Genomic DNA, 22893 nt, shown 5'->3' on the forward strand with positions numbered 1-22893 from the left:
GAGTAGTTCATGCACGTCCTCACCGCCCTGTACGGTCAGCCGGCCGATCCGGCCGCCTTCGACGAGTACTTCATCCGGGTGCACGCCCCGCTCGCCCAGCGGGTGCTCGACCGCGGTCTGCGCGGGGCGACCATCACCAGGTTCCGGCCCGAGCCGGACGGCACCCCGGCCGCCTACCACCTCAAGGTCGACATCGCCGCGGACTCGGCCGAGGTGATGGACGCCGCGCTGGCCAGTCCGGACGGGCTGGCCGCCGCCGAGGACGTGGTCAACTTCGCCACCGGCGGGGTGGTGATCCTGCGCGGCGAGGTCGACTGAGCCGTGCTGCGCGCCCCGGTCCGGCTCACCGGCCGGGCAGGGGCGGCAGTTCGTGCCGGAGGATGGCCAGTTCGGTGTCCCGCAACTCCGGTCCAGGTCGCAGGCCCAGCCGGTCGGCCAGCGCGATCCGGCTGCGCCGCCCAGCCGCGAGCGCGTCCGCCTGCCGCCCTGCGGCGTACAAGGCCTGCATCAGCAGCACGCACAACCGTTCCCGCAGCGGCTCGGCCCGCACCAACGGTTCCAGCTCATCGGCCACCAGCCGATGCCCGCCCGCGCACAGTTCGGCCACCGCCCAATCCTCCATTGTGGACAGAAACTCCTGGCGCAACCCGGCCACCTCCGGCCAGTCCCTGCTCATCGGCAGGTCCGCCAGGGCCGGTCCGCGCCACAACGCGGCCGCCGCCCACAGTGATCCGGCCGCGGTCAGGGCCTCCCCCGCGGCCAGTTCCGCCCGGCCGCGCTGCACCAGCCGACGGAACCGGACCAGGTCGAGATCGTCCTCGGCCACTCGCAGCAGGTAACCGGGCGGATGGGTCAGCAGCAACGGCGAATCCGGTGTGGCCGCCTCCGCCGCGAGCGCGCCGCGCAGTCCGCACACCGCGTTCTGCAGCATTTTGCGGGCCGTGCGCGGTCGGTTGCCCGGCCACAGCGCGCCGAGCAACTCGCCGGTGGCGACCACCGAGTTGTGTCGCAGCAACAACAGGGCCAGCACACCCCGCTGGTTGCCGCCGCGCACCGGCCGTACACCGAGGGGTATTTCCAGTGCGCCGAGCACCCGAAACCGCACAGCTCCGCCATCTCCTTCGCAGGTGGGCGGCCGGTGCGCGGACCCGGGGCCGGATGGGGCGGTCCGCGCACCGGCCGGGTGGCGGCCGAACGGCTGGGGGTCCGTCCGGCCCGCCGCGGGCGGTGGCCACCGGGAGCAGTGGCCACCGGGGTGGCTGGTGTCGCCCGCTCAGTCTGGCCCGGACGGGGTGGCGCGGTCTTGTCACCGGATGCGCGTGCTGAGCGCGGATCCGGGTGGTTTTGTGTTGGCCTGCCAACAGGACCCGGCCGATGTCCGGCGAGTTGGCCCAACCGGTACGCCGAGTTGGCCCAAGTGGGCGTACCAGTTGGCCCAAGTGGTCCCGGCTGCGGGGGTCAGTTCACCCGGAACTCCAGCAGGCAGCGCTGGTCGGTCAGGTCGGTGACCGCGTCCAGCGCCAGTCCATGTGCCGAGCCCAGGGCGCGGAACTCGTCGAGGGTGCGCTCCCGGCCGCCGAAGATCACCAGCATGGCCAGTTCGAACTCGGTGTTGGCCTTGCGGCCGCCGACCGGTTCGATGACCAGGATCCGCCCGTCCGCGGGCACCGCGTCCACGCAGCGGGCCAGGATGCGGTGCGCGTGCTCGCCCGCGTCCACGCAGCGGGCCAGGATGCGGTGCGCGTGCTCGTCGTCCCAGTCGTGCAAGATGTCGCACAGCAGATACGCCTGCGCCCCAGGTGGAAGTGGGTCGAAGAAGCTGCCCGCACTGGCCACCGCCCGGTCGCCGAGCCCTTGCTCGCGGAAGGTCCGGTCGGCCACGGCGGCGGTGGGTTCGAGGTCGACCAGGTGGCCGCGCAGGCCGGGATGGGCGGTCAGGATCGCGGCGAGCAGGGTGCCGACCCCGCCGCCGACGTCGACGAGGTGCTCGAAGCGGCCCCAGTCGTGACCGGCCACGATCCTCGGCACCTGCTCGCGGAAGCGGTGCGTCATCTGCCGGTCGAAGGACTCGCGCAGCTGCGGCTGTTCGGCCAGGTCAGCCCAGAAGTCCTGCCCGTGTTTGCGGGCGTAGCCGGCCTCGCCGGTGGTGATGCTGTGCAGTAGTTCGGTGAAGGCCAGGTCGGCGCGGCCACCGGCCAGCTCGAAGTGCAGGAAGTTGGCCAGGCCGTTGTCCGCGTCGGTGCACAGGGCCGCGCCGAACTCGGTGGTCCGGTAGCCGCCGCCGGTGCGTTCGAGGACGTCGAGGGCGGTGAGGTGGGCCAGCAGCAGGTCGAGTGCGATCGGGGACAGCCGCTGCTCGGTGGCGAGCTGTTCGGCGGTAGCGGGCGTGCCGCGCAGGCGGTCCGGCAGGCCCAGGGTCACCGCGACCCGCAGCGCCATCGGGGTGGCCAGCCCGGCCAGTTCGCGGAGTTTGGCGACGTGGTGGTCATTCACGGAGATCCACGGTGGCACACCTGTCAACGCCGAATCGGACCGCGGCGGGCACAGCGTGTAGAACTGACCGCGGAGGGTCAGCACAAGCACGGGAGGGAGCGCCGTGCCACGCGCGGAGCAGCCGCTGGAGTCCGGTGACGGCGCACTGCCGCGGTTCGCCGCCGACCTGCGCGCACTGCGCAGACAGGCAGGCGGCATCCCCTACCGCACCCTGGCCAAACGCGCGCACGTCTCCGCCTCCGTGCTCTCCGCGGCCGCCGGTGGCCGCAAGCTGCCCAGCCTGGTGGTCACCCTCGCCTACGTCCGGGCCTGTGGCGGTGACGTGGCCAGGTGGGAACAACGCTGGCACGCCGTCGCCGCCGAACTCGCCGACACGCCACCGCCCGCCACCCCCGGCCCGGAGCCCTACCTCGGACTCGGCGCGTTCCAGATCGAGGACGCCGCCCGGTTCTTCGGCCGGGAACAGCTGGTCGCGGAACTGGACGGGCTGGTGCGGCGGCACCGGTTCGTGGCGGTGGTCGGGCCGTCCGGGTCGGGCAAGTCCTCGCTGTTACGGGCCGGGTTGCTGCACCAGGTGCGGACAGGCGGGCTGCCCACGGTGCTGCTGACCCCTGGTCCCCGGCCGGTGGAGGAATGCGCGGTGCGGCTGGCCGCGCTGACCGGCCGGTCGGCCGCGGAGCTGCTGCGGGAGTTCGCGGATCCGGCCGCACTGCACCTGACCGTGTTGCAGGCGCTGGCGGACCGGCCGCCGGAGACCGAACTCGTGCTGGTGGCCGACCAGTTCGAGGAGTTGTTCACGCTGTGCGCCGAGGAGGCCGAGCGCACGCGGTTCCTGACCTTGCTGAGCACCGCGGCCGGGGCGCCGACCAGCCGGGTGCGGATCGTGCTGGGTGTGCGGGCCGACTTCTACGGGCACTGCACCCGGTATCCGGAGCTGGTGCCGGTACTGCGTGCGGCGCAACTCGTGGTCGGGCCGCTGAGCACCGCGGAACTACGCGAGGTGATCACCCGGCCCGCGGTGGAGGCGGGCGCGGTGCCGGAGACCGCGCTGGTGTCGCAGGTGATCGCCGAGGCGACCGGCAGGCCGGGAGTGCTGCCGCTGGTCTCGCACGCGTTGCTGGAGACCTGGCGGCGACGGCGGGGCAGTGCGCTGACCCTGTCCGGATACCAGGCCAGTGGCGGGATCACGCATGCCATCGCGCACACCGCGGAGACCGTCTACATCGGACTCAGCGGCGAGCAGCAGGCGTGGGCGCGGCAGCTGTTCCTGCGGCTGATCGCCCTCGGCGAGGGTGCTGAGGACACCGGGCGGCGGGTGCGCCGGGCCGAGCTGGACCTGGCCGATCCGGCCGCGACCGAGGTGCTGGACCGGCTGGCCGAGGCGCGGCTGATCGTGCTGGACACCGACAGTGTGCAGATCACCCACGAGGCGCTGATCCGCTGCTGGCCCCGGCTGCGCGAGTGGCTGGCCACCGACCGGGAGGGCCTGCGCCTGCACCGGCAGCTCACCGAGGCCGCCGCCCAGTGGGAGAGCCTGGACCGCGATCCCGGCGCGCTCTACCGCGGCACCCGGCTGTCCCTGGCCAGGGATTTCGCCGTCGCGCACCGGCCGATGCTCACCGAGGGCGAGACCCGGTTCCTGCGCGCCAGCGTGGCCGTGCACGAGGACGAGACGGCCAGGGCGGGCAGGCAGAACCGCAGGCTGCGCAGACTGGTGGCGGCAGTGGTGGGGTTCGCGCTGGTCGCGGCGACCGCGGCGGTGGTGGCCGTGCAGCAGCGCTCGACCGCGCTGGCCCAGCGGGACGAGGCGGTGTTCCGGCAGACCGTGGCCGAGGCGGACCGGCTGCGGGAGAGCGACCCCTCGCTGTCCGCGCAGCTGCTGCTGACCGCGCACCGGCTGCGCCCGGCCGAGGAGCAGGTGCGCACCCGGCTGCTCGGCACCCAGCGGAGCGCGCTGGCCACCGCGCTGAGCGGGCACGGCGGCAACGTCTACCTGACCACCTTCAGCCCTCGCGGCGAGCTGCTGGCCAGCGCGGGCGAGGACGGCCAGGTCCGGCTGTGGGACGTGCGGGACCGGACCAGTCCGCGCTTGCTCGGCCAGCCGTTGAGCGGGCACAAGGGCTGGCTCAGCGCGGCGGTGTTCAGCCCGGACGGCCGCGTGCTGGCCAGCTCCGGCGAGGACGGCGCTGTGCTGCTGTGGGACCTCACCAATCCGGACCGCCCCGTCCGGCTGGGCGAGCCGCTGCGCACCGGCGAGGGCTCGATCTACCTGGTCGCGTTCAGCCCGGACGGCCGGATCCTGGCCGCGGGCAACGACAATCGCACCGTCCGGCTGTGGCAGGTCGCCGACCCGGCCCGCCCGGTGCTGCTGGAACGGCCACTGGCCGGGCACACCGGTCCGGTGCGCTCGCTGGCGTTCAGCCCGGACGGCCGGTCGCTGGCCTCCGGTGGCGATGACACCACCGCGTTGCTGTGGGACATCGGCGATCCGGCCCGCCCGCAGCGCCGCGGCAAACCGTTGACCGGACACGGTTTCCTGGTGCACTCGGTGACGTTCAGCCCCGACAGCCGCACGGTGGCCACCGGCAGTCAGGACAACACGGTGCGGCTGTGGAACGCCGCCGACGGCAGCCCGCTGGGCCCACCGCTGACCGGGCACACCGGCGGGGTCTGGTCGGTCGCCTTCAGCCCGGTCAACCCGGCGATCCTGGCCTCCGGCGCCGCCGATGGCACGGCCAGGCTGTGGAACGTGGCCAACCCGGCCACCGCCGCCCCGCTCGGCACGCCACTGGCCGGCGGCGGCGATGTGTTCGCGGTCGGTTTCAGCCCCGATGGCGCCACCCTGGCCACCGGCAGCTCCGACCACCTGGTCCGGCTGTGGTCGCTGCCTGCCGCGCAGCTGATCGGGCACCGCTCCACGGTCAACATGGTCGCCTTCACCAAGGACGGCAGGCTCGCCGCCACCGGCGCCAAGGACAGCACGGTCCGCCTGTGGGACACCGCCACCCCGGCCACTCCCCGGCAGCTGGGCGAGATCCCGGCCGTGCCCGGTGTGCTCAAGTCCTGTAGTGCCTGCCGCACCTACACCAGGTTCAGCCCCGACGGCCGCACCCTGGCGGTGCTCAGCCACGCCAGGATCCTCCAGTTGTGGGACGTCGCCGACCCCGCCCGGCCCCGGCCGATCTCCCCGGTGCTCACCCTGGGCACCCGGCACACCGCCGCGCTGGCCTACAGTCCCGACGGCCGCACCCTGGCCACCGGTGACACCGAGGAAACCGGGCAGCTGCGGGACATCAGCGATCCGGCGCGCCCGGTTTCGGTGTCCAGGCTGACCGGTCACGAGGGTTACCTCGGCCACGCCGAGTTCAGCCCCGACGGCCGGATCCTGGCCACCGCCAGCGGTGATCACACGGTGCGGCTGTGGCAGGTCGGCAATCCCCGCGAGCCGCGACTGCTCGGCAAGGTCACCGGCCACCAGGGCGCCGTGGTCACGGTCGCCTTCAGTCCCGACGGCCGGTCCCTGGCCACCGCCAGCGCCGACCAGAGCGTCCGGCTGTGGCGCATCACCGACTCCGCCACCCCGGAACAACTCGGCGAGGCGCTGACCGGGCACGGCAGATCCGTCTCCGCGGTCGCCTTCAGCCCCGACGGCGGCACCCTGGCCAGCACCAGCACCGACGCCACCCTCCGCCGCTGGCACACCGGCCCGCCGCCGGGCCCGCTGGGTGAACCGATCAGCACCGGCAACGGCGACGGCTACGCGCTGGCCTTCGCTCCGGACGGCCGCCACCTGGCCACCGCCGACGGCTCCGGCGCGGTGCACCTCCTCGATCTGGACGTCGAGCAGGCGATCCAGCGCGTCTGCGCCACCACCCGGGGAGTGCTGACCGACCGCAAGCGCGAGCAGCACCTGCCCGGCGTGGCGAACCCCCGCCCCTGCGGTTGACCGCCCCCGGGAATCAGCGGGCCATCCGCACTGTTGCAAGAGGACAGTGATCATCGCGTTCTGAGGGGGCTGTTCATGCGTGCTGTCCGGATCCACCGCTTCGGCGGACCCGAGGTCCTGCGGGTCGAGGAAGTCGCCGAGCCGACCCCCGGACCCGGCGAGGTGCTCATCCGCACCATCGCCACCAGCATCAACCCGGTCGACGACAAAACCCGCACCGGCGCCATCGGCGAGGCCACCCCGCCCCGGCCGCTCACCCTGGGCTGGGATCTGGGTGGCGTGATCGTGGACGGAGGCAGTAGCGATTTCCGCCCCGGCGACCGGGTCATCGCCATGTCCCACCAGCTGGCCAGCACCCGCGGCACCTGGGCCGACCTGGTCGTCCTGGCCGCCGACGTGGTCGCCCCCGCCCCCAGCACGGTCAGCCTCACCGAAGCCGCCACCCTGCCGCTGGCCGGTCTGACCGCGCTGCAAACCCTGGACTGGCTGGCCGTCGCCGCGGGCGACCGCCTGCTCATCGCGGGCGCGGCGGGCGCGGTCGGCGGTGTGGCCGTGCAACTGGCTCGCGCCCGCGGCGCCCAGGTACACGCCCTGGTCTCCCGGGAGGCCCAGCTGTCTGTGGTCAAGGGGTTCGGCGCGGAGTTCGCCACCACTGATCCGGCTGACCTGGCCGATCGTGGTTACGACGCGGTGTTCGACACCTTCGGGGCGTTCATCACCGGCGCGGTGGTCGACGGCGGGCGGTACGCCTCGATCGCCAGTCAGGCGGGGCCGGTGCCTGACCTGTCCGCGCGGGGCGTGCGCACGACAATCAACCAGGTGGTCGAGGACGGCGCTGGGTTGGGTGAACTCAGCGGGCTGGTTGACGCGGGGGCGGTGACGTTGCGGGTGGCGGCCGGGTTCGCGGTGCGGGACGTGCAGGCCGCGCACGAACGGTTCGGGGTGGGCGGCGGGAACGGGAAAATCACGCTGAGCTTCTGACCGCATGGCGCTACGGTCGGCCGATGCGAATGAGCCAGTTCACCTATTTCGCCTTGTACAGCAGCACTACCACCGCCCAGGAGATGGCCGAGCGGCTGTCGCTGGCCCCGGACGAAACCAACGTCCGGGGCAGCAGACAGGCCGATCCACCACGGCCGATAGCGCACACATGGAAACTGGTCTGCCACGAACCGGGCCTGACCGTCGACGACCAGATCGAGCACGTCATGAACCGCCTCCGCCCACACCAGGCCCGGATCATCGAACTCGTCCGCGACTTGAAACTCGCTGATCCGGACCAGGGTGGTGCGAAGCTGAACGTGGTGCGCTACTTCAACGACGAGGACGGTGAGGAGGAGGAACTCAGCCCACCGGATGCCTCCCTCCAGAAGTTCGGCGGCCAGCACCAGTTACTGGGCTTTGCGCTGGAACCCGAGTGGATGCGGTTCCTGGTGGCCGTGGACGCCTGCATCGACTTCGACGAGTACGGCTGAGCCTCGCTCAGAAGCACCACCCGAACTTGGCGCAGGCAAACCATTTCGACACCTTGGCGGAGTAGTCCCACAGTTTCTCCGCTACCGATCGGGAAATCTCCTGCCTTTCAGACAGATAGATCCGGTAAACGAGACTCCGGTAGATATGCACCGCCTGCACCCGGATGTAGTGCTTGGCCAGATAGTTGGACACCGCGTATCGGGCCACCGCCCGTGCCGCGTTGGCGGCGATCTTCCGGGCCAGCAGGCGCCCCGCCACCACCACTACCTGGAAAGCCAGCCGGGCGACCACCCACCAGAACTTCCCGTCCAGGTCGAGCTTGTTGGTCGGATCCGCTGCGGTGTAGTCGTAATCGTTGGCCGAACCGCCCTCAACCGGATCCACCGACAGGAACCGCCCCAGCACCGGCAGATACGGCCGGGCGCCCATCTGCACCAGCGTGAGTGCCCCGGCATGTTCGTACGGACGCTGGTGCTGCCCAAGCCACCCATAATCCATCTGCCCCGGCTGGTTGTCCGGCACATTGTCCGGCGCGACAACACCGTCAGCCTTCAACGGCTCACCAAACGGCGTGTAGGTCCGCAACTCGCCGACCTGCTTGCCATCCGCCCCAGTGGTCAGGGAGATATCGCCCCGCACACTGGGGTGATCCCAGGTCGACTGCCCCGCAACACCCTTGAGCGTGTGCAACACACCCCCGGGCAGTGCGATCGACCGGGAGAGCAGTCGTTTGTCCGGGCCGAGGGTGATTTCCGAGGTGTCGCCATCAGCGGTGTGGCCCTGGCGGACAATGCTGTTCTCGTCGCCCTTGACCGCGGTGCGTTGCACGATGCGGTCGGTGGCATCCCGGACATAGCTGACCTCCGCCGGGTCCGGGCCCGAGGTGCGGGCGGAGATGTTGCGGTCCGCGCCGTCCCAGCCGAGCACGGTGGTGGCGGGGCCGCTGGTGAATCCGGTGGTGTTGCCGTGGCTGTCGTAGCTGAATCCGGTCAGCGCGTTGGCGCCGATGGTGGTGCGGATGCGATCGGCCGCGTCGTAGCAGTAGGCGGTGGTCGCGGTGCCCGCGGCGGTCTGGTCGTGCAGCCACATCCGGTTGGTGTTGCGGCCCGCGTCGGTTTGGCTGCCGGCAGGGCATTCGGGGTGGCTGGTGCTGGTGTAGTCGTAGCGGTACTTGTGCCCGGCCACCCAGGCTTCCTGGAGTCGTCCGGCCGGATCGTAGGTGTAGTTCGGGCCGTCCGGGCGGGGGTCGACCCCACCCAGTGACTCGTCGATGACCGTGCCCGCACGGGTTCGCTTGACCGTGGCGGCGATTTCCCGGCCGTCGGCGAGCTTCCAGGTGAGCCCGATAAGCCTGCCGCCGCGGTCCCTGGTCGCGGCCTTGAGTTGGCTGCCGTTGGCGTAGGTGGCGGTGGCCAGCTCGCCCGCCGCGTCGAATCCGGCCTTGACCAGCACGGTCTCGCCGAGCTTGGACTCGATCATCCGGCCCGCGTGGTCGTAGCTGAAACTGGTCAGCTGCGGCGGATCCGCGGTGTGCGGCGGGATCACCTTCTCCCACACCACCCGCCCGGGGTGGTCGTAGCCGGTCTCGGTGCGGAGCCCGTGCACGTCGACGTAGGCCACCGTCCGGCCCAGCAGGTCGACCGTGGTGGTGACAGTGCCGAACTCATCGCCGAGCGAGGTCGTCAGCGGGTCACCGCCAACCGCGTGGTCGGTACGCACGGTCCGGGCCGCGGCGGCCGGGGTCGCGGGGAACTTATGTTCGGTGACCCGGCCACGGCCGTCGTGGGTAAAGCACTGCCACGCACCGGAAATCGCCTTCGCGACCACCCGGCCCATGACGTCGTAGACCTCTTCGACCGTGCGGGCCTCGCCGGTGCCCGGGGTGGCCGAGGTGGTCGTCCTGGCCAGCCCGGCTTGGCTGACGGGATCTTGCTGCGTGGTGCAGGGGTTGTCCCGGGTTTCGGTGTTCCCGTAGTAGCTGTAGGTGGTTTTCGCCCCGGTGGGCATGGTTTTGGACGTCTTGCGCAGGAACCCTTCGCCGGGTTTCTCATACCCGGTACGGGTGCCGAGGTTGAGTCCCTTGGGATCCGCGGTGCTCGCCAGCGCCAGCCCGTAGGCCCGGTCGATCTCGCCAGGGTCACCGCCGTGGTAGGTCAGCGTTTCCCGGCCGGGGACGCCGTCGGACTCGTAGTCCAGCACCGTGGTGGCCAGGCCGTAGTCGGGCCGGAGTTCACCGGCAGGCACCTCGACCAGCATGCCGCCCTGCCGTTGCCACCGCACATTGATCCCGCGGGTGGCCCGGGTCTGGTTGCCGGACAGGCCGTGCTGCAGGTAGTCGACCCGGAACCGGTGCTGGCCCGGTGACAGGTCGATGGCGCGCCGGTCACCGTTCACCGGTCCGGCCGCGCCGACCTGCCGGGCGATGTCGCGCTCGCCCAGTGCGGTGTTGAAGATCGCGACTTCGTCCACAATGGACCGGGTGGAGCCGCCGACGGGACGGCGTCCGATCGCCAGCGGGACCGAGTTGGCCGCCGCCGGGTGATCGAAGGTGGCCTCGCCGGACTTCTGCCCGTTGAGGTAGAAGGTGACCTTGTTGCGCTCATCTCGTGTCACCACAACGTGATTCCACGACTCGTTCGCGATCTGCTTGTCCGACAACCGGGCCTGCCAGCCGCCGCTCATCCCGACCTGCCGGAACTGCAGCCTGCCGTCCGGGGTGATGGCGAGTTCGTAGGGTGTGGTGTCGTTCTCGCGGAACTTGCTGATCAGTTCGTGCCAGCCACCGCCCGCGTCGTTGCGATACGGCTTGACCCACATCGAGATCGTGAGCGGGCCGGTGATGTCGAGCGCGTCGTTGTCGGCGATCAGGGCCCGGCCGTTGGTGAAGTCAACCCCGCGGTTGCTGTCATCCGGCAGCGCGCCCTCGGCGTTGCGACCCGGGTTGTCCTCATAGCGCCCGTCCCGTCCGTTGCCGGAGGCGTCGCGGGCGAGGTCGTCGCCGTCGCCGAGCCGCCAGTAGCCGACCGGTTTCTTCTCCAGCACCGTTGGCGCGTAAGTGCGGTCGAGCACCAGGTTGTCGTCGATGTAGACCCTGGCGCCGTCGGTGGCGTCGTTTTCGGTTGTCTGGAAGGTGTAGCGGCCGTTGTCGGTGACGCGGACCAGCCCGGTCATCCGGCCGGAGAAGGCGCCGTTGGGGTCGATGCCCGGCGCCGGCGGGGTGGTGCTCCAGTCGGTGTTGGGGGCCGCGGTGGAGTAGGCGGCCGTCTTGCCGGTCATCGTGCTGTTGGCCCACCAGGCACTGGACAGGCCGGTGTGCCCGCCGTCGTAATGTGTTTCCTGCAACGGCATCTGGTCGCAGCCCGCCGGTGCGGGGTGGGTGGGATACCGGCTCTCGTCATAACAGTGCGCGGGAGCCGGGCCGAACTTCAGGGTCGGATTGCCCTTGTCGTCATAGATCGTGGTGGTCCGGCGGCCACCCGGATCGGTCTTGGCCAGTTCCTTGTCGTCCTCGCCCCACTGGTAGTGCGTAGTGCGGTCGGTGGCGTCGGTGTCGGTGAGCATCCGGCCGCCCTTGTCATAGGTCACCCGGCGGCTCCACCTGCCCGCGGGCAGACCGCTGAGCCAGACCACGGTGGCCTTGTCCGCGCCGTAGTAGCCGTAGCCCCGCGAGGTGCGCTGGGACGGATTCTGGTTGACACCACTGGGTTCCGGCGAACGGATCTCCTTCACCATCCGCTGGTCGTGGTGGTAGTCGATCAGGTAGTCCACCGCGTTGGTGTTGCGCTTGTCCAGGTCGGCCCGGATCCAGTCCAGCGCCTGCGGGGTGCGCACGGTGGAGAGCAGGTGGTCGGCGTGGAAGCCAAGGTGCATCCACTCCTCACCCGGGTTGACGAACCCGGCGAGCTTGCCGTTGTGGAAGTAGAGCCTGCTCTTGCCGCCGTCGGGGAAGGTGACCGCGCAGACGAATCCCGGTGGCACCGGGTCCCAGCCCTGGGTGTCCGCGCATTCGGCTTCGCCGGAATAGTGCAGGCCCAGCGAACGGTTCGACACCGGATCGGTGATCTTGGTGAGCCGCGCGATGGGGTTGGCCGCGTCGACCGGGGTCCACTGCATGGTGGCCGCGGCCGGTTTGCGGGCGTCGGTGGCCGAGGTGACCGATTCCAGGTTGCCCGAGGCGCTGAAGACGTAGGTGGTGCCGTCGCCGTCGAGCAGGGTGAGTTTGCCCGCGCTGTCCCTGGCGAGCGTGCCGTACTCACCGGCTGGCGGCGCGTAGCCACCGTCGGAGAGCCTGGTGTAGGCGTGCGACGCACCGGTGCTGTCCACAAGGGACACTCCGGACTCGGTGAGCACGGCCTTGGTGTAGCCGTTGCCGCCACCGTCGAAGTCCGCGCTCATCGACCAGCCCGGTGGGAGCGCGGGTGCGACCGGGGACAGCCAGGAGGAGGGCACGGGGATCAGGTGGCCGCCTTCCCGCTGGGTCCACAGCTGCACGTGCGCGCCGCCGTTCCACTCGCGGTACTCCACCCGGATCGGATAGGACTTGCCCGCCTCCAGCTGGATCCCGGCCGCGCCGAGCCGGGGCGCGCTGCCCGGCGGATACCAGTTCTTCCAGTCGTCGTAGAGCGGCTGGTTGTTGACCCACACCCGCATGCCGTCGTCGTGCACCCCGCCCAGGAAGAACTTCCCGGTGTCGGGCACCTTGAGGTAGCCCTGCCAGCGAATCCGGTAGCCGTCATCGCCGATCACCGCCGGATAGGGCGAGCCCAGGCCCCAGTCGAAGGACACCTGGGGGTCGGTGCGGACCAGCACCGGGACATCGGTGTCCTTGATCCCGTCCACGGAATCACCGGTGAAGTAGGAGCCCACGAGCCCGGATTCGCCGGTGCCCTGGGAGTTGTAGGTGAACTCCACGCCGACGTCGCCGCCGACGGTCTTCATCTTCGGCGTGCTCAGCTTGGTGATCACGTTGCCGTTGGACAGGTTCACCGTCACCGGCCCCGAACTGTCCGTGGGCACCGGCGCCTGCGCGCCCAGTCGCATGTCCACCCGCAGCTTGCGCGAGGCGGCGTAGAAGGTCTCCTCCTTGGACGCCACGTCCCTGGCGCGCACGGTCCAGGTGTAGGTGACCCCGTCCTTGAGCACCCCGGCCGGAACTGTCCATTGTGGACTTCCCAGCCAGCCGGACAGGGCGACCAGTCCGGAGCGGCCGTCCTCGCCGGTGGCGATGGAGAACTCGTACTGCACCTGGTCACCGTCGGGATCGGTGACCGGATTCGCGTTGAGCACCGGCTGTTTGGTGGACACGACCGCGCGATCGACCGGTTCGGTCAGGCCGGGCACGGCGGGTTTCTGGTTCGTCGTGCGGAAGCTCCACACCGGCGAGTACACCCAGTCCGCATGCCCGTCGGTGGTCCGGGTCTGCCAGTAGTACTGCTTGTTCCACTGGAGTTGCCGGACCCGCGCGGAATGGGCGTGGTTGCCCCCGGCGGGCACGTCCACTCCCTCGGCGTCGATGGGGTTGCCGATGACGTTCTGGCTCTCGGAGAGGTAGAACTCCACCCGCTGGGCGTCGCCGTTGGGATCGCCGACGCCGACGCCGAAGGTGAACCCGGTCTGATGGTAGGTCGCGCCGTCCGCGGGTGAGGGCCAGCTCAGCGTGGGCTGGTGCGGTGCGTCGTTGTAGTCGATGGAGAGCACCGGCGCGCCGCCCTGCTGGTTGGCCTCGGAGGCCGCCAGCTTCTTCCAGGCGCTCTGGCCGTCCGGGGCGTCCAGGGCGAAGCCGTGATAGCCCCACCGGCCCGCGGTGAACTCACGCACCCAGTCGGTCACGCCGACCATCGTCCCGCTGCCGCCTGCCCCCTGGGCCCACAGTTCCGGCCTGCCCAGTGCGGGCTTGGTGTTCCAGGTGACGGTGTTGTGCTGCCAGCCGGAATCAATGGGGCGGACCCGGAAGTTCGTCGGCGTCGGCAGGTTGGAGTGCACCCAGAACACGCCGAGATTGGCGCCCAGGATCTGCTTGCCGTGCATCGGGCCGAGGTCGAACCACAGGTAGGTCTCGTTCCAGCCCGCCCCCGGCCAGTACCCGACCTTGTTGATGTAGCCGTTGCCCGGCTCGTGATCAACGGTGTAGTTGTTGCGCGGGAACTCGCTGCTCACATAGGAGTCCAGCGAGGTCTGGTCGAAGGTGCCGGGGTCCACGTGCACCGGGAACTTCCGCTCCGGCGCGTTCACCCAGGCGGCGTCGGCGGCGAGCACGATCCGCCACCCCTTGCCGTCGCGTTCGAGCCGCTGCTGCACCGGACCCTTGCGCCATTCGCCGGATTCCTTGTCCCGCACCGCGTCCCACATCGTCGCGTGCGGCACGGTGAAGGTCACCGCACCGGCAGCGTTCTTGATCAGCACACTGCCATCCGGCCGCGCCTCGGGCGTCTGCCCGGCGGAGAGGTGCAGCCGGAAGGTCCACTGTGGACTTTTGGCCGCCCGGTGCAGGACGAAGGTCTGCTTCACCCCGGAGGCGGTGGTCTCCAGTTGCAGGTCGACGCCGGGTTGCACCTCCCGGTAGGTGGCGACGGCGCCGTTGACCTCGGCGGCCTGGTCCCGCAGGCCCTCCAGCTCCAGCCGGGCCTGGGCCGCGGGCGCGCCCACGGTGATCGCCGCGCCGGGGTCGGTGCGGTCGGGCAGTTCCAGTGGCACCGCGGCGACCTTCGGCGCGACCACGCCGTTCTTGATCTCCAGGGTCGCGTCGACCGGCACCAGTTTCCCGGTGTTCTGCTCCGGCGCGTTGACCACGCCCTGGAAGATCTTCGCGGTCCTGGTGCCGTCCGGATTCCGGTAGATCGTCGCGGACGGACGGCGTTCCACCACCTCCGACTTGCCCTCGACGAATCCGGTGCGCTGCGGCTTCGCCGGTGCGGGCAACGGTCCCGACCGAGCGGTCGGGAGAGCTGTCTCCGGGCGCCGGGAGTAGTCACCGGCCGGGTTCACCGGGGTGACCGCGTCGCCCGCCTTACTGGGTAACCGCGGGATCTCCGCGTAGCTGCGCGGCTTGAGGGGCTCAGGCGGCCGCGCGCTCGCCGGTGGTACCGATACGACCGAAAGACTCAACGCGGCCGTGGTCACCACGACCACGGCTCTTCGGAACAACGATGACCTTCGATTCGAACTCACTCTGACCTCGCGTCCAGTCGGCACACCGGGGAGACTTGTCAGCGAACTGACCCAGCGCAGCGGAAACCGCGCTGGGAAAGGCGAATTCGTCGCAGGATCTACCCGGTCTCCCCCATTTCCCGGTAGATCACGAGGACCATATCCACGGCCCGGCACGCCTGCCTCGGTCAGATGAGGGAGGACCTTCCCCCATGGGAGGGAGCCGGGCGCTCGCGGAATCGACGCAAACCCGCCATCGCCTCCCCCGAACGGCCGGTTGGTAGACACGCGAGTTGTCGCACACTGGGCTGGCGGCCACCCGACCCCGAGGACACCGGCATGTCCGCCTTCAGTGACGCCCTGCGCGCCGCGATCACCGCCCGCGGCCTGAGCCTGGAACGGCTGCGGCACCACCTGCGCCACCGCGATCTCCCGGTCAGCGTGGCCACCCTGAGCTACTGGCAGAGCGGGGCCTGCCGTCCGGAGCGACCGGTCTCGCTGCGCGCGGTGCTGGCCCTGGAGGACATCCTCGGGCTGTCCCGGAACTCGCTGCTCACCCTGCTCGGACCGCCCCGGCCGCGCGGCCGGTGGCTGGACCATGTGCCGGGGTCGCTGCCGCTGGACCGGGTCTGCCCGGTGCACGCCGGGGTGGCCACCCTGCTGGACCGGATCCAGCACCGGCCGGACGGGGACCTGGCCTGGTTGAGCCATCATGACCGGATCGTGCTCGGCCCGGACCGGGAGGAACGCGCCATCCAGGGTCAGGTGGTGCTGGCCGCGCGCCGGGACGGGGTGGACCGGCATGTCGCGGTGTACCACAGTGATTCGCCGTTGCTGCCCGATATCCGGGTGGCCCGGCAGTGCCGGATCGGACGGGTGCGGGAGGACCGGGTCAACGGACTCACCGCGGTCGAGCTGATCTTCGAGCGGCGGCTGGCGGCCGGGGAAACCTATGTCCTGGAATACGAACTGGCCTACAGCGCGGGCGGTCCGCTGGCCACCGAGTACCACCGGGGAGTCCGCTTCCCGATCCGCAGTTACCTGTTGCAGATCCAGTTCGACCCGGCCGCGCTGCCCGCCCGCTGCCACCGGATCTGGCGGCCCGACATCGGCACCCCCTGGACCGATCTCGCCGAACTGCCGCTGACCCGGTGGGGTGCGACCCATCTGGCCCAGGCCGATGCCCGGCCGGGCGGCCACGGCATCCGCTGGGAATGGGAGTGACGTGGCCGCCCGGGGTGACTCAGCCCGGGTCGTCCGGACCGTAGTTGGTCAGTGCCTGGCCGACGTTGCGCCGCACCGTCTGGTGGGTGGCGTACCCGCTGTAGGCCCTGGTGCCCTCGCGGAAGGTCCAGCCGCCGATGGTGAGCCCGTTCAGCGCGGTCCACGCGGTGCCCTTCTTCACCGCGTAGTGCACGTGGTTGCTGCCCGCCGACCCGCCGCACGGGATCCGGGTGCTGGTCAGCCCGAGGTAGTCGCCGAGTTTGACCGGCGCGCCGTCCGGCTTGATCTCGTCGAGCAGGTGGTAGTACTCGGTGGTCCAGCCGTTGTCGTGGATGATCCGGATGTGCCCGCCGTTGCGGCACATCCAGTACGCCCGCCCGCTCTGCCCGGCCAGCACCCGCCGGTCACCGCCGTTGAGGTCCACCGAACTCCACGGCCGCGGCTGCCCGCTCCAGCCGTGCGGGCCGCCGATCATGGTCCAGGCCACCCCCGCCGGGTACGGCAGCGCGAGCCCGGTGGGCGCGGCCGCGTTGCGCGCGTTGGCCGCGAAGGTCGACTTCTCCCCCGCCGACAGCACCGACTCCGGCGAGCGAGCGGCCAGCCCCGCGAACCCCCGACCGGTGTCTAGCTCCACTAGCCACCCACGAGCGGTCCGCCGGGCCAGGAACAACCAGGAGTCCGGCGCCGCCCCTTCGACCGCGGGCGCGGTGAGCACGGCGGACCCGAACACCCAGCCACCGGTCACGTCCCGCCGCCGCACATCCACCTCGGCCGCACGGCCCTGGGCGGTCAGCGCGGGAGCGGTGGTGGCGCGTTCGGTCAGCATCGCCTGGACCACGGCGGGTTCCAGCGGGGCGGGGGCGGCGGTGGCGGGCAGGGGCAGGGCCGCCGCGAGCAAGGCGGTCAGCGCGACCACCGTCAAACGTAGTCTTCCCATTGCATCGTCCTCTCCGAACCACAAACGCAGGGTGGGTTCGACACGAGGCTCAGCGCCGCCGGCACACACCGTCAACGCCCGGCCCCAGTGCCCTGGACCTGGGCGGCAACAGTCTGAAAGCGATCGGGAAATCGGCCTGATCAGAACGGTGCGGGAATGCCCGGAGCAGCAGCGACGGCGGCAATACTCTGATGTTCCAGCCGGACCGGACTACCGACCGACCGGTTGATTGGTGCGCGCGGGTTGTTTGTGCGGCGCCGGCCCGCCGACCGTAGACAACCCGCACGCGGTAGACAGGTGCACGCCACCGTCCGCAGCCACGGACGGACCCGCCCCTCGGTCTCCCCCCTCGCCCCGGTACGGCGCCGAGCGGGCCGGAAACGGCACTCGCTGGGCCGGATCGGCGCCCCGGAACCCCGATCCGGCCCAGCGACTCCCGCCCGGCGCGGGCCACCCACCCGCGGTGCGGTGGCAGGCACGTAGTGGAATGGGTCCATGCTCAGGGTGCGGCGACCGACCATCGCGGTCGCGGTGCACGACGGGTACTACGGCTGCGGCACCGGCGCGGGCTACGCGAACTTCGGCTTCCTGGACGCACTCACCAGCCTGCTGCCCGCACAGGCGCGACTGGTGCTGTTGCCGGTGTGGCTCGGTACGCACGGCTGGGAACGCCACCCGGACTGGCACGCCCGCGCCCGGCGACTGCTCGACCGGGTGCACGCCGAGGTCCTGCCGGTCCGCAACGGCACCGGCGGCCGGGACCGCTGGGGCGGGCTGGACAACTTCCGGCGACTCTGCGCGCACACCGCCCGGCGAATCCAGACCGAGGTCGTGCCCGGCGCGAGCAGAATGCTCGTGCTCGCCTTCGACGTCCCCTTCCTCGGACTGGCCGGCGAACTGGCCCCGGCCACCCGGGCAGGCACGGTGCTCATCCCCCGCTCCAGCGGGCAGTTGCACACCCCGCACGAGACGGCCCGGATCGCCTGGGAACGCGCGGGGCTGCACAGTGGGCTCGCCGACGGCACCCGCGTCGGGGCGATCTCCGGGTTCATGGCCGAGCACCTCAGCTCCGGCTACGACGTGCCACCAGCCGCGCTGGTGTCCCTGCGGGATGGCCTGTCCCACTCGGACTGGACGCGCTACCAGCCGGCCGGACAGCTGCCGGGTGCGGGGGAACTGCCGCCGGAGTTCCTCTTCGCCATGGGCCGGGCCCAGCCCTACAAGGGATTCGAGGACCTGCTCGACGCACTGGCCCTGCTCCGCCGGAACCGGGTCGCGCTGCCACCGCTGGTGCTCGCCGCCAGCGATGAGGCCCCGGAAACCACCGGCTACCAACAGGTGCTGCGACATCGGCTGCGGGAGCTGTCGATCAACGCGACGGTGCTGACCAGGTTCACCCCGCGGGTGGCCGATGTGCTCGGCCACCCCGGGCTGCGCGGGGTGGTGGTGCCGTCCCGGGTCGAGCCGTTCGGCCGGATCCCCCTGGAAGCCTTCGCCTGCGGCGCGGCGCCGGTCATCGCCACCACCGCGGGTGGGCTGGCGGACCAGGTCGTCGAGGGGGTCACCGGTTTCCGCTGCCCACCCGGGTCGCCCGGACTGCTGGCCGAGGCGATCCGGCGCGGTCTTGCCCTGACCGGACCGGAACGGGCCGCGATGCGCGCGGCCGGTTTCCACCGCGCGGTGCGCGGGCACGACCACGTGGACGCGGTCCGCCGGTTCCTGACCGAGGTGGCCCCGTGGCTGCGGCTGCCCGATCCCGATGATCGGTTACGGTTGCTCGGCAGGTCCGCGCCACCCGTACTCGCAGGGAGTCCAGTGTCCACAGTGCCCCCGGTCAAGGTCCCGATCGGTCTCCAGGCCCGGCACTGGAACACCGTTGAGCCACAACGCCTCGTGCTGGTCGTCGCACACCACGTCACCTCGTTGCTGCGGCTGCTGGACGTGGTGACGGTGTTCGACTCCGACCCGAGGGTGCAGGTGGTGTTCAGCTGGAACGGATCGGATCCCTTCCGGCACGGGCTGGAGCAGTTCCTGGGACAGCTGGGGGTGGTGACCATCCCGTGGCACCAGGCCATCGACACCCGGTTCGACCTCGCCATCGCGGCGAATTTCGGCGGACTCACCGAGCTGACCGCACCGATCGTGATCTTGCCGCATGGTGCTGGCTACGCTAAATACTCGCCCGGAACCCGGAACCCGGAACCCGTTCGGCTTCGGCCCGGAGTGGCTGCTCTACGACGGCCGCCCCATCGCCCGCTCACTCGTGCTCTCCCACGAGAACGAACTCCCGGTGCTCCAGGCGAGCACCCCGGCGGCCGCGCACACCGCGGTCGTCGCGGGCGATCCGTGTTTCGACCGGATGCTGCGCAGTCTGCACCTACGTGACCGCTACCGCGCCCAGCTGGGGGTCGAGCCCGGCCAGCGGCTGATCACCATCACCAGCACCTGGTCACCTCGTTCGCTGCTGGGTTCCTGGCCGTCGCTGTTCCGGGAAACCCTGGCCGCCGTGGATGCCGAATCCACCCGTGTGTGCGCGTTTCTGCACCCGAACATCTGGCACGGCCACGGTCCCTGGCAGGTGCACACCTGGCTGGCCGACTGCATCCGGGCCGGACTCGTGCTGGTGCCGCCTGCCGAGGGCTGGCAGGCGGCGCTGATCGCGGCCGATCTGGTGCTCGGCGACAGCGGCGCCACCTCGTGTTACGCCGCCGGGGCCGGAGTGCCGGTGCTGCTGGCCGTCTTCCCCGAGGCCGACGTGGTCCCCGGCTCGGCCGCCGACCTGCTCGGCCGCACCGCGCCCCGCCTGCACCGCGACACCCCGCTGCGCCCGCAGCTCGAACAGGCCCTCCGCTCCGCCGCGCCGACGGCCGGAGCCGAGGTCCGGGCCGCCCTGACCTCCTGTCCAGGTGAGTCGGCCGACCGGTTGCGCACGCTGTTCTACCGGCACCTGGACCTGGCCGAACCCGCGCGGGCCGCACCGGTGCCGGTGATCTCGCTGGGCGCGGGCCTCAGCCCGCACCGCCAGCTCGCGACCGCGGACCACATCGTCTGCACTCTGCGGGATGCCTCGGCGACCATCGCCCGCTATCCGGCGGAGATCAGCGGCGACGCGGCGGACCACCTGGACCCGGCCTGCCTGGTGGTGCACGAGGACCACGCCCAGCAGACCCTGGTGGCCGAAGCCTCCGTGGTGCTCGTCGCCGACCTGGACGGCGCCCGCGAGCGGCACCGCGCCGCGACGGTGCTGGCCACCGCGGACCCCGGCGAGTGCCGGATCCGGTTCCGGGACAGCTGGGAGGTGCGGCTGCGCACCGAGGCGCCCGCGCTGGCCGCCGCGTTCGTCCACACCTGGCTGGCGGCCCGGCGTGATCCGGCGGCCATGCCCAGCCAGGTCCCGATCACCACGGGCAGCCGGACGGTGTTGCTGGACTCGATCGTGGTCAGTCCGCTCGACGGCGCTGCTTCGCCTGCTCTGCCTTGATGGCCGCGGCCCTGGCCCGCAGCGCCGCCACCTCCGCGCCACCGCCGGTGCGCTCCAGCAGGTCGGCGAGCACCTCCGCGGTGTGCCGCTCCCAGGATGTCAACGGCAGGTCGGCCAGCTGACGGAACGCGGAACGCAGCAGGGACTGCGCCTCCTCGGTGTGTTCGCCGCCGAGGATGGCCAGCGCCTCGCCGAAGTTGGCCGCCGCCTTGGCCGTGTTGTGCACCTCGCGGTGGCCGGTGAAGTGCGCCATCGCGGCCCGCCCCGCCTCGATCGCCTCCGCCGCCTGACCGGCCCTGGCGAACATCGTCACCCCGTTGAGGTGGACCAGCGCCAGCTCCCTCGGGTGGTGTTCGGCCGGGAAGCGCGGGTCCTGGACGAGGTCCCTGGACCGGCGGATCCGCTGGACCGCCTGCTCGTGCCTGCCCAGCCGCTGGTGCACGAACGACTGCCACTGGTGGATCTTGGCCCGGATGAACAGCCCGGCCCCGTCCTCGGGCAGGCTGTCGGCGAGCGCCTCCGCCTGGTCGAACTGCTCGGCGGCGCGCTGGTTGTCCTCCTTGGTGAAACAGGCGGTGCCCAGCTGCAGGTGCATGGTCGCCAACGGCGTGGCGAGGCCGGTCTGCTGGCGGATCTGTTCGGCGGCGGCGAGACCGGCGGTGCACATCCGCACGCCCAGCTCGAACAGGTCAAGCTGGAACAGGTAGGCCGAGAGGGCCTCGCACAGTTGCCAGCACAGCTCGGGGAAGTGCTCCTCCCCGGCCAGCCGCACCGCGCGACTCAGGTTGGCCTGCTCCAGTTCGAGGTCGGCCACCGCCGCCCGCCAGGCGTCCGGACCGGTGTAGGCGGGCGAGGTCCTGCCGTCGAAGTAGTCGCCCAGGCGGTACCGCTTGTCCATGGACCGGGCGCGGGTCGCGGCGAACTCCAGGTAGTGCAGGAGCACCCGGCGGATCGCGGGCCGCGGATCGGTCGGCTCGTCCTCCGCCGCGTGCACGGCCGCGGCGTGGTCGCGGAGGAGGCTGTGCTGTTCGTACCGGTCCGGCGCGACCTCGGTGAGCAGGTTGGCCTGGACCAGTTCCGCCAGCACGCGTTCCGGGTGGTCCTGTTCCGGCCCGAACAACGCCCTGGCGGCCTCGACGCCGAACCGGGCCCCTGGATGCAGGGGCAGCAGCCGGTGCGCCCGCCGGCCGGCGTAGCTCAGCTCGGCGTAGGCGGCGTCGAAGATCCTGACGACCGGGAGGTCCTCGTCGACGCGCAGCTCCCCCGTCACCGAGTCGGCGGCGCGCAGTTCCCGGAGGCACTCCTCGGCGGAGAGGTGCCTGCGGGAGCGCAGGCGGGCGTTGACGATCCGCAGGGCCAGCGGCAGGTGACCGCACAGGTCCGCGAGCGCGCGCAGGTCCGCGGCGGCGGCCAGTCTGGTGGCCTCGATCCGGTTGCCGATCAGTTCCACCGAACTGGCGGGCTCGAACACCTGCACCCGGAGCACGGTGAAGTCCTCAAGCTCGAAGCCCTCTGCCCACCTGCGGCTGGTCGCCAGGACCAGGCTGTGCGGGGAATTGGGCAGCAGCAGCTTCACCTGCGCGGCGGAGGCGACGTCGTCGAGCAGCACCAGCAACCGCTTGTCCGTGGTGAGGTGCTGGTACTCGTCCACGAGATCGTCGAGGGTCGCGCCGGGTTTCTGCACGCCGAGCCGCCGCAGGAACCGGCGAAGCACGTCCTCCGGGGAGACCGTCTCACTGGAGGCGCCGAGCCCGGCGAAGAAGACCCCGTCGGGGAAGCGGTCGCGCACCTGGTGCGCGCACCAGGCCATCAGGGTGGTCTTGCCGACGCCGGGCAGTCCGGTGGCCACGATGACCCCCTGCTGACCCGAGTCCAGTGCCTCGGCGATGTCCCGGTGCAGTTGCTCGAACTCGGCGGTCCGGTTCACCACCAGGCGCGGCACCGGCAGCATGGCGGCCGGCGCCTGGCTCGTTCCGGTCACTCCCCGTCCCCCGTCACCGTCAATCCGGTAATGGCGCGATCCTACCCAGCGGAGGTGATCTCCCGCGCGCTGACCGGCCGGGCTGGCTGAGCCAGGCGGCTATGGCCGCGGCTGTGGTGTCCGCGTGTTCGACCAGCATCGAGTAGTGGTCGCCGGGAACCAGGCCCGCCACCCGCTCAGCCGCGGGCGGGTGCGCTACTCCAAGTACG

The 22893-nt window shown here is 71.3% G+C and carries 12 protein-coding genes; 7 read left to right on the top strand and 5 right to left on the bottom strand.

Going from position 1 to position 22893, the window contains the following annotated elements; translation table 11 throughout:
- Positions 1-9 precede the first annotated feature (9 nt).
- Entirely contained in the window at positions 10-318 is a 309-nt protein-coding gene (locus ACTOWY_RS40140) for an EthD family reductase (RefSeq protein ID WP_441314836.1), read from the top strand.
- A 25-nt stretch (positions 319-343) separates the two neighbouring features.
- Here ACTOWY_RS40140 and ACTOWY_RS40145 read toward each other — a convergent pair whose 3' ends face one another.
- Positions 344-1105: an AfsR/SARP family transcriptional regulator gene (locus ACTOWY_RS40145; protein ID WP_441314837.1), complete on the bottom strand. Its 762-nt coding sequence runs from the start codon at positions 1103-1105 to the stop codon at positions 344-346.
- A 353-nt stretch (positions 1106-1458) separates the two neighbouring features.
- A complete protein-coding gene (locus ACTOWY_RS40150) occupies positions 1459-2493 on the bottom strand; it encodes a methyltransferase (protein ID WP_441314838.1) in 1035 nt (344 codons plus the stop codon).
- A gap of 103 nt (positions 2494-2596) precedes the next feature.
- Here ACTOWY_RS40150 and ACTOWY_RS40155 point away from each other — a divergent pair, with 103 nt between their 5' ends.
- The 3 genes from ACTOWY_RS40155 (at position 2597) to ACTOWY_RS40165 (ending at position 7914) form a co-directional block, all read left to right on the top strand.
- Complete coding sequence (locus ACTOWY_RS40155) at positions 2597-6439, top strand: nSTAND1 domain-containing NTPase (RefSeq protein WP_441314839.1); 3843 nt, start codon at positions 2597-2599, stop codon at positions 6437-6439.
- A 75-nt stretch (positions 6440-6514) separates the two neighbouring features.
- Entirely contained in the window at positions 6515-7420 is a 906-nt protein-coding gene (locus ACTOWY_RS40160) for an NADP-dependent oxidoreductase (protein WP_441314840.1), read from the top strand.
- A 23-nt stretch (positions 7421-7443) separates the two neighbouring features.
- On the top strand, positions 7444-7914 hold the full coding sequence (locus ACTOWY_RS40165) for a DUF4279 domain-containing protein (RefSeq protein ID WP_441314841.1): 471 nt from the start codon (positions 7444-7446) through the stop codon (positions 7912-7914).
- 7 nt (positions 7915-7921) lie between these two features.
- Here the strand turns inward: ACTOWY_RS40165 and ACTOWY_RS40170 are convergent, their stop codons facing one another.
- Entirely contained in the window at positions 7922-14833 is a 6912-nt protein-coding gene (locus ACTOWY_RS40170; protein ID WP_441314842.1) for a PA14 domain-containing protein, read from the bottom strand.
- 567 nt (positions 14834-15400) lie between these two features.
- Here ACTOWY_RS40170 and ACTOWY_RS40175 point away from each other — a divergent pair.
- Complete coding sequence (locus tag ACTOWY_RS40175; RefSeq protein WP_441314843.1) at positions 15401-16285, top strand: hypothetical protein; 885 nt, start codon at positions 15401-15403, stop codon at positions 16283-16285.
- A gap of 19 nt (positions 16286-16304) precedes the next feature.
- On the opposite strand, the gene ACTOWY_RS40180 is transcribed toward ACTOWY_RS40175, so the two are convergent.
- Positions 16305-17222 (bottom strand): M23 family metallopeptidase, encoded by a 918-nt coding sequence (locus ACTOWY_RS40180; protein ID WP_441314844.1) that lies wholly within the window; start codon positions 17220-17222, stop codon positions 16305-16307.
- Between the two features lie 495 nt (positions 17223-17717).
- Here ACTOWY_RS40180 and ACTOWY_RS40185 point away from each other — a divergent pair, with 495 nt between their 5' ends.
- Positions 17718-19607, top strand: a complete 1890-nt coding sequence (locus ACTOWY_RS40185; RefSeq protein ID WP_441314845.1) for a glycosyltransferase family 4 protein — start codon at positions 17718-17720, stop codon at positions 19605-19607.
- Positions 19513-20703 carry a hypothetical protein gene (locus ACTOWY_RS40190; protein WP_441314846.1) on the top strand — a complete coding sequence of 397 codons (1191 nt, stop codon included), beginning with the start codon at positions 19513-19515 and terminating at the stop codon, positions 20701-20703. Before ACTOWY_RS40185 ends, ACTOWY_RS40190 begins: the two co-directional genes overlap by 95 nt.
- Here ACTOWY_RS40190 and ACTOWY_RS40195 read toward each other — a convergent pair.
- On the bottom strand, positions 20663-22684 hold the full coding sequence (locus ACTOWY_RS40195; protein ID WP_441314847.1) for an NB-ARC domain-containing protein: 2022 nt from the start codon (positions 22682-22684) through the stop codon (positions 20663-20665). The two genes, ACTOWY_RS40190 and ACTOWY_RS40195, sit on opposite strands and share 41 nt — an antisense overlap.
- Between the last annotated feature and the right edge of the window lie 209 nt (positions 22685-22893).

This window comes from Crossiella sp. CA198 (genome assembly GCF_052078295.1).
GTDB lineage: Bacteria > Actinomycetota > Actinomycetes > Mycobacteriales > Pseudonocardiaceae > Crossiella.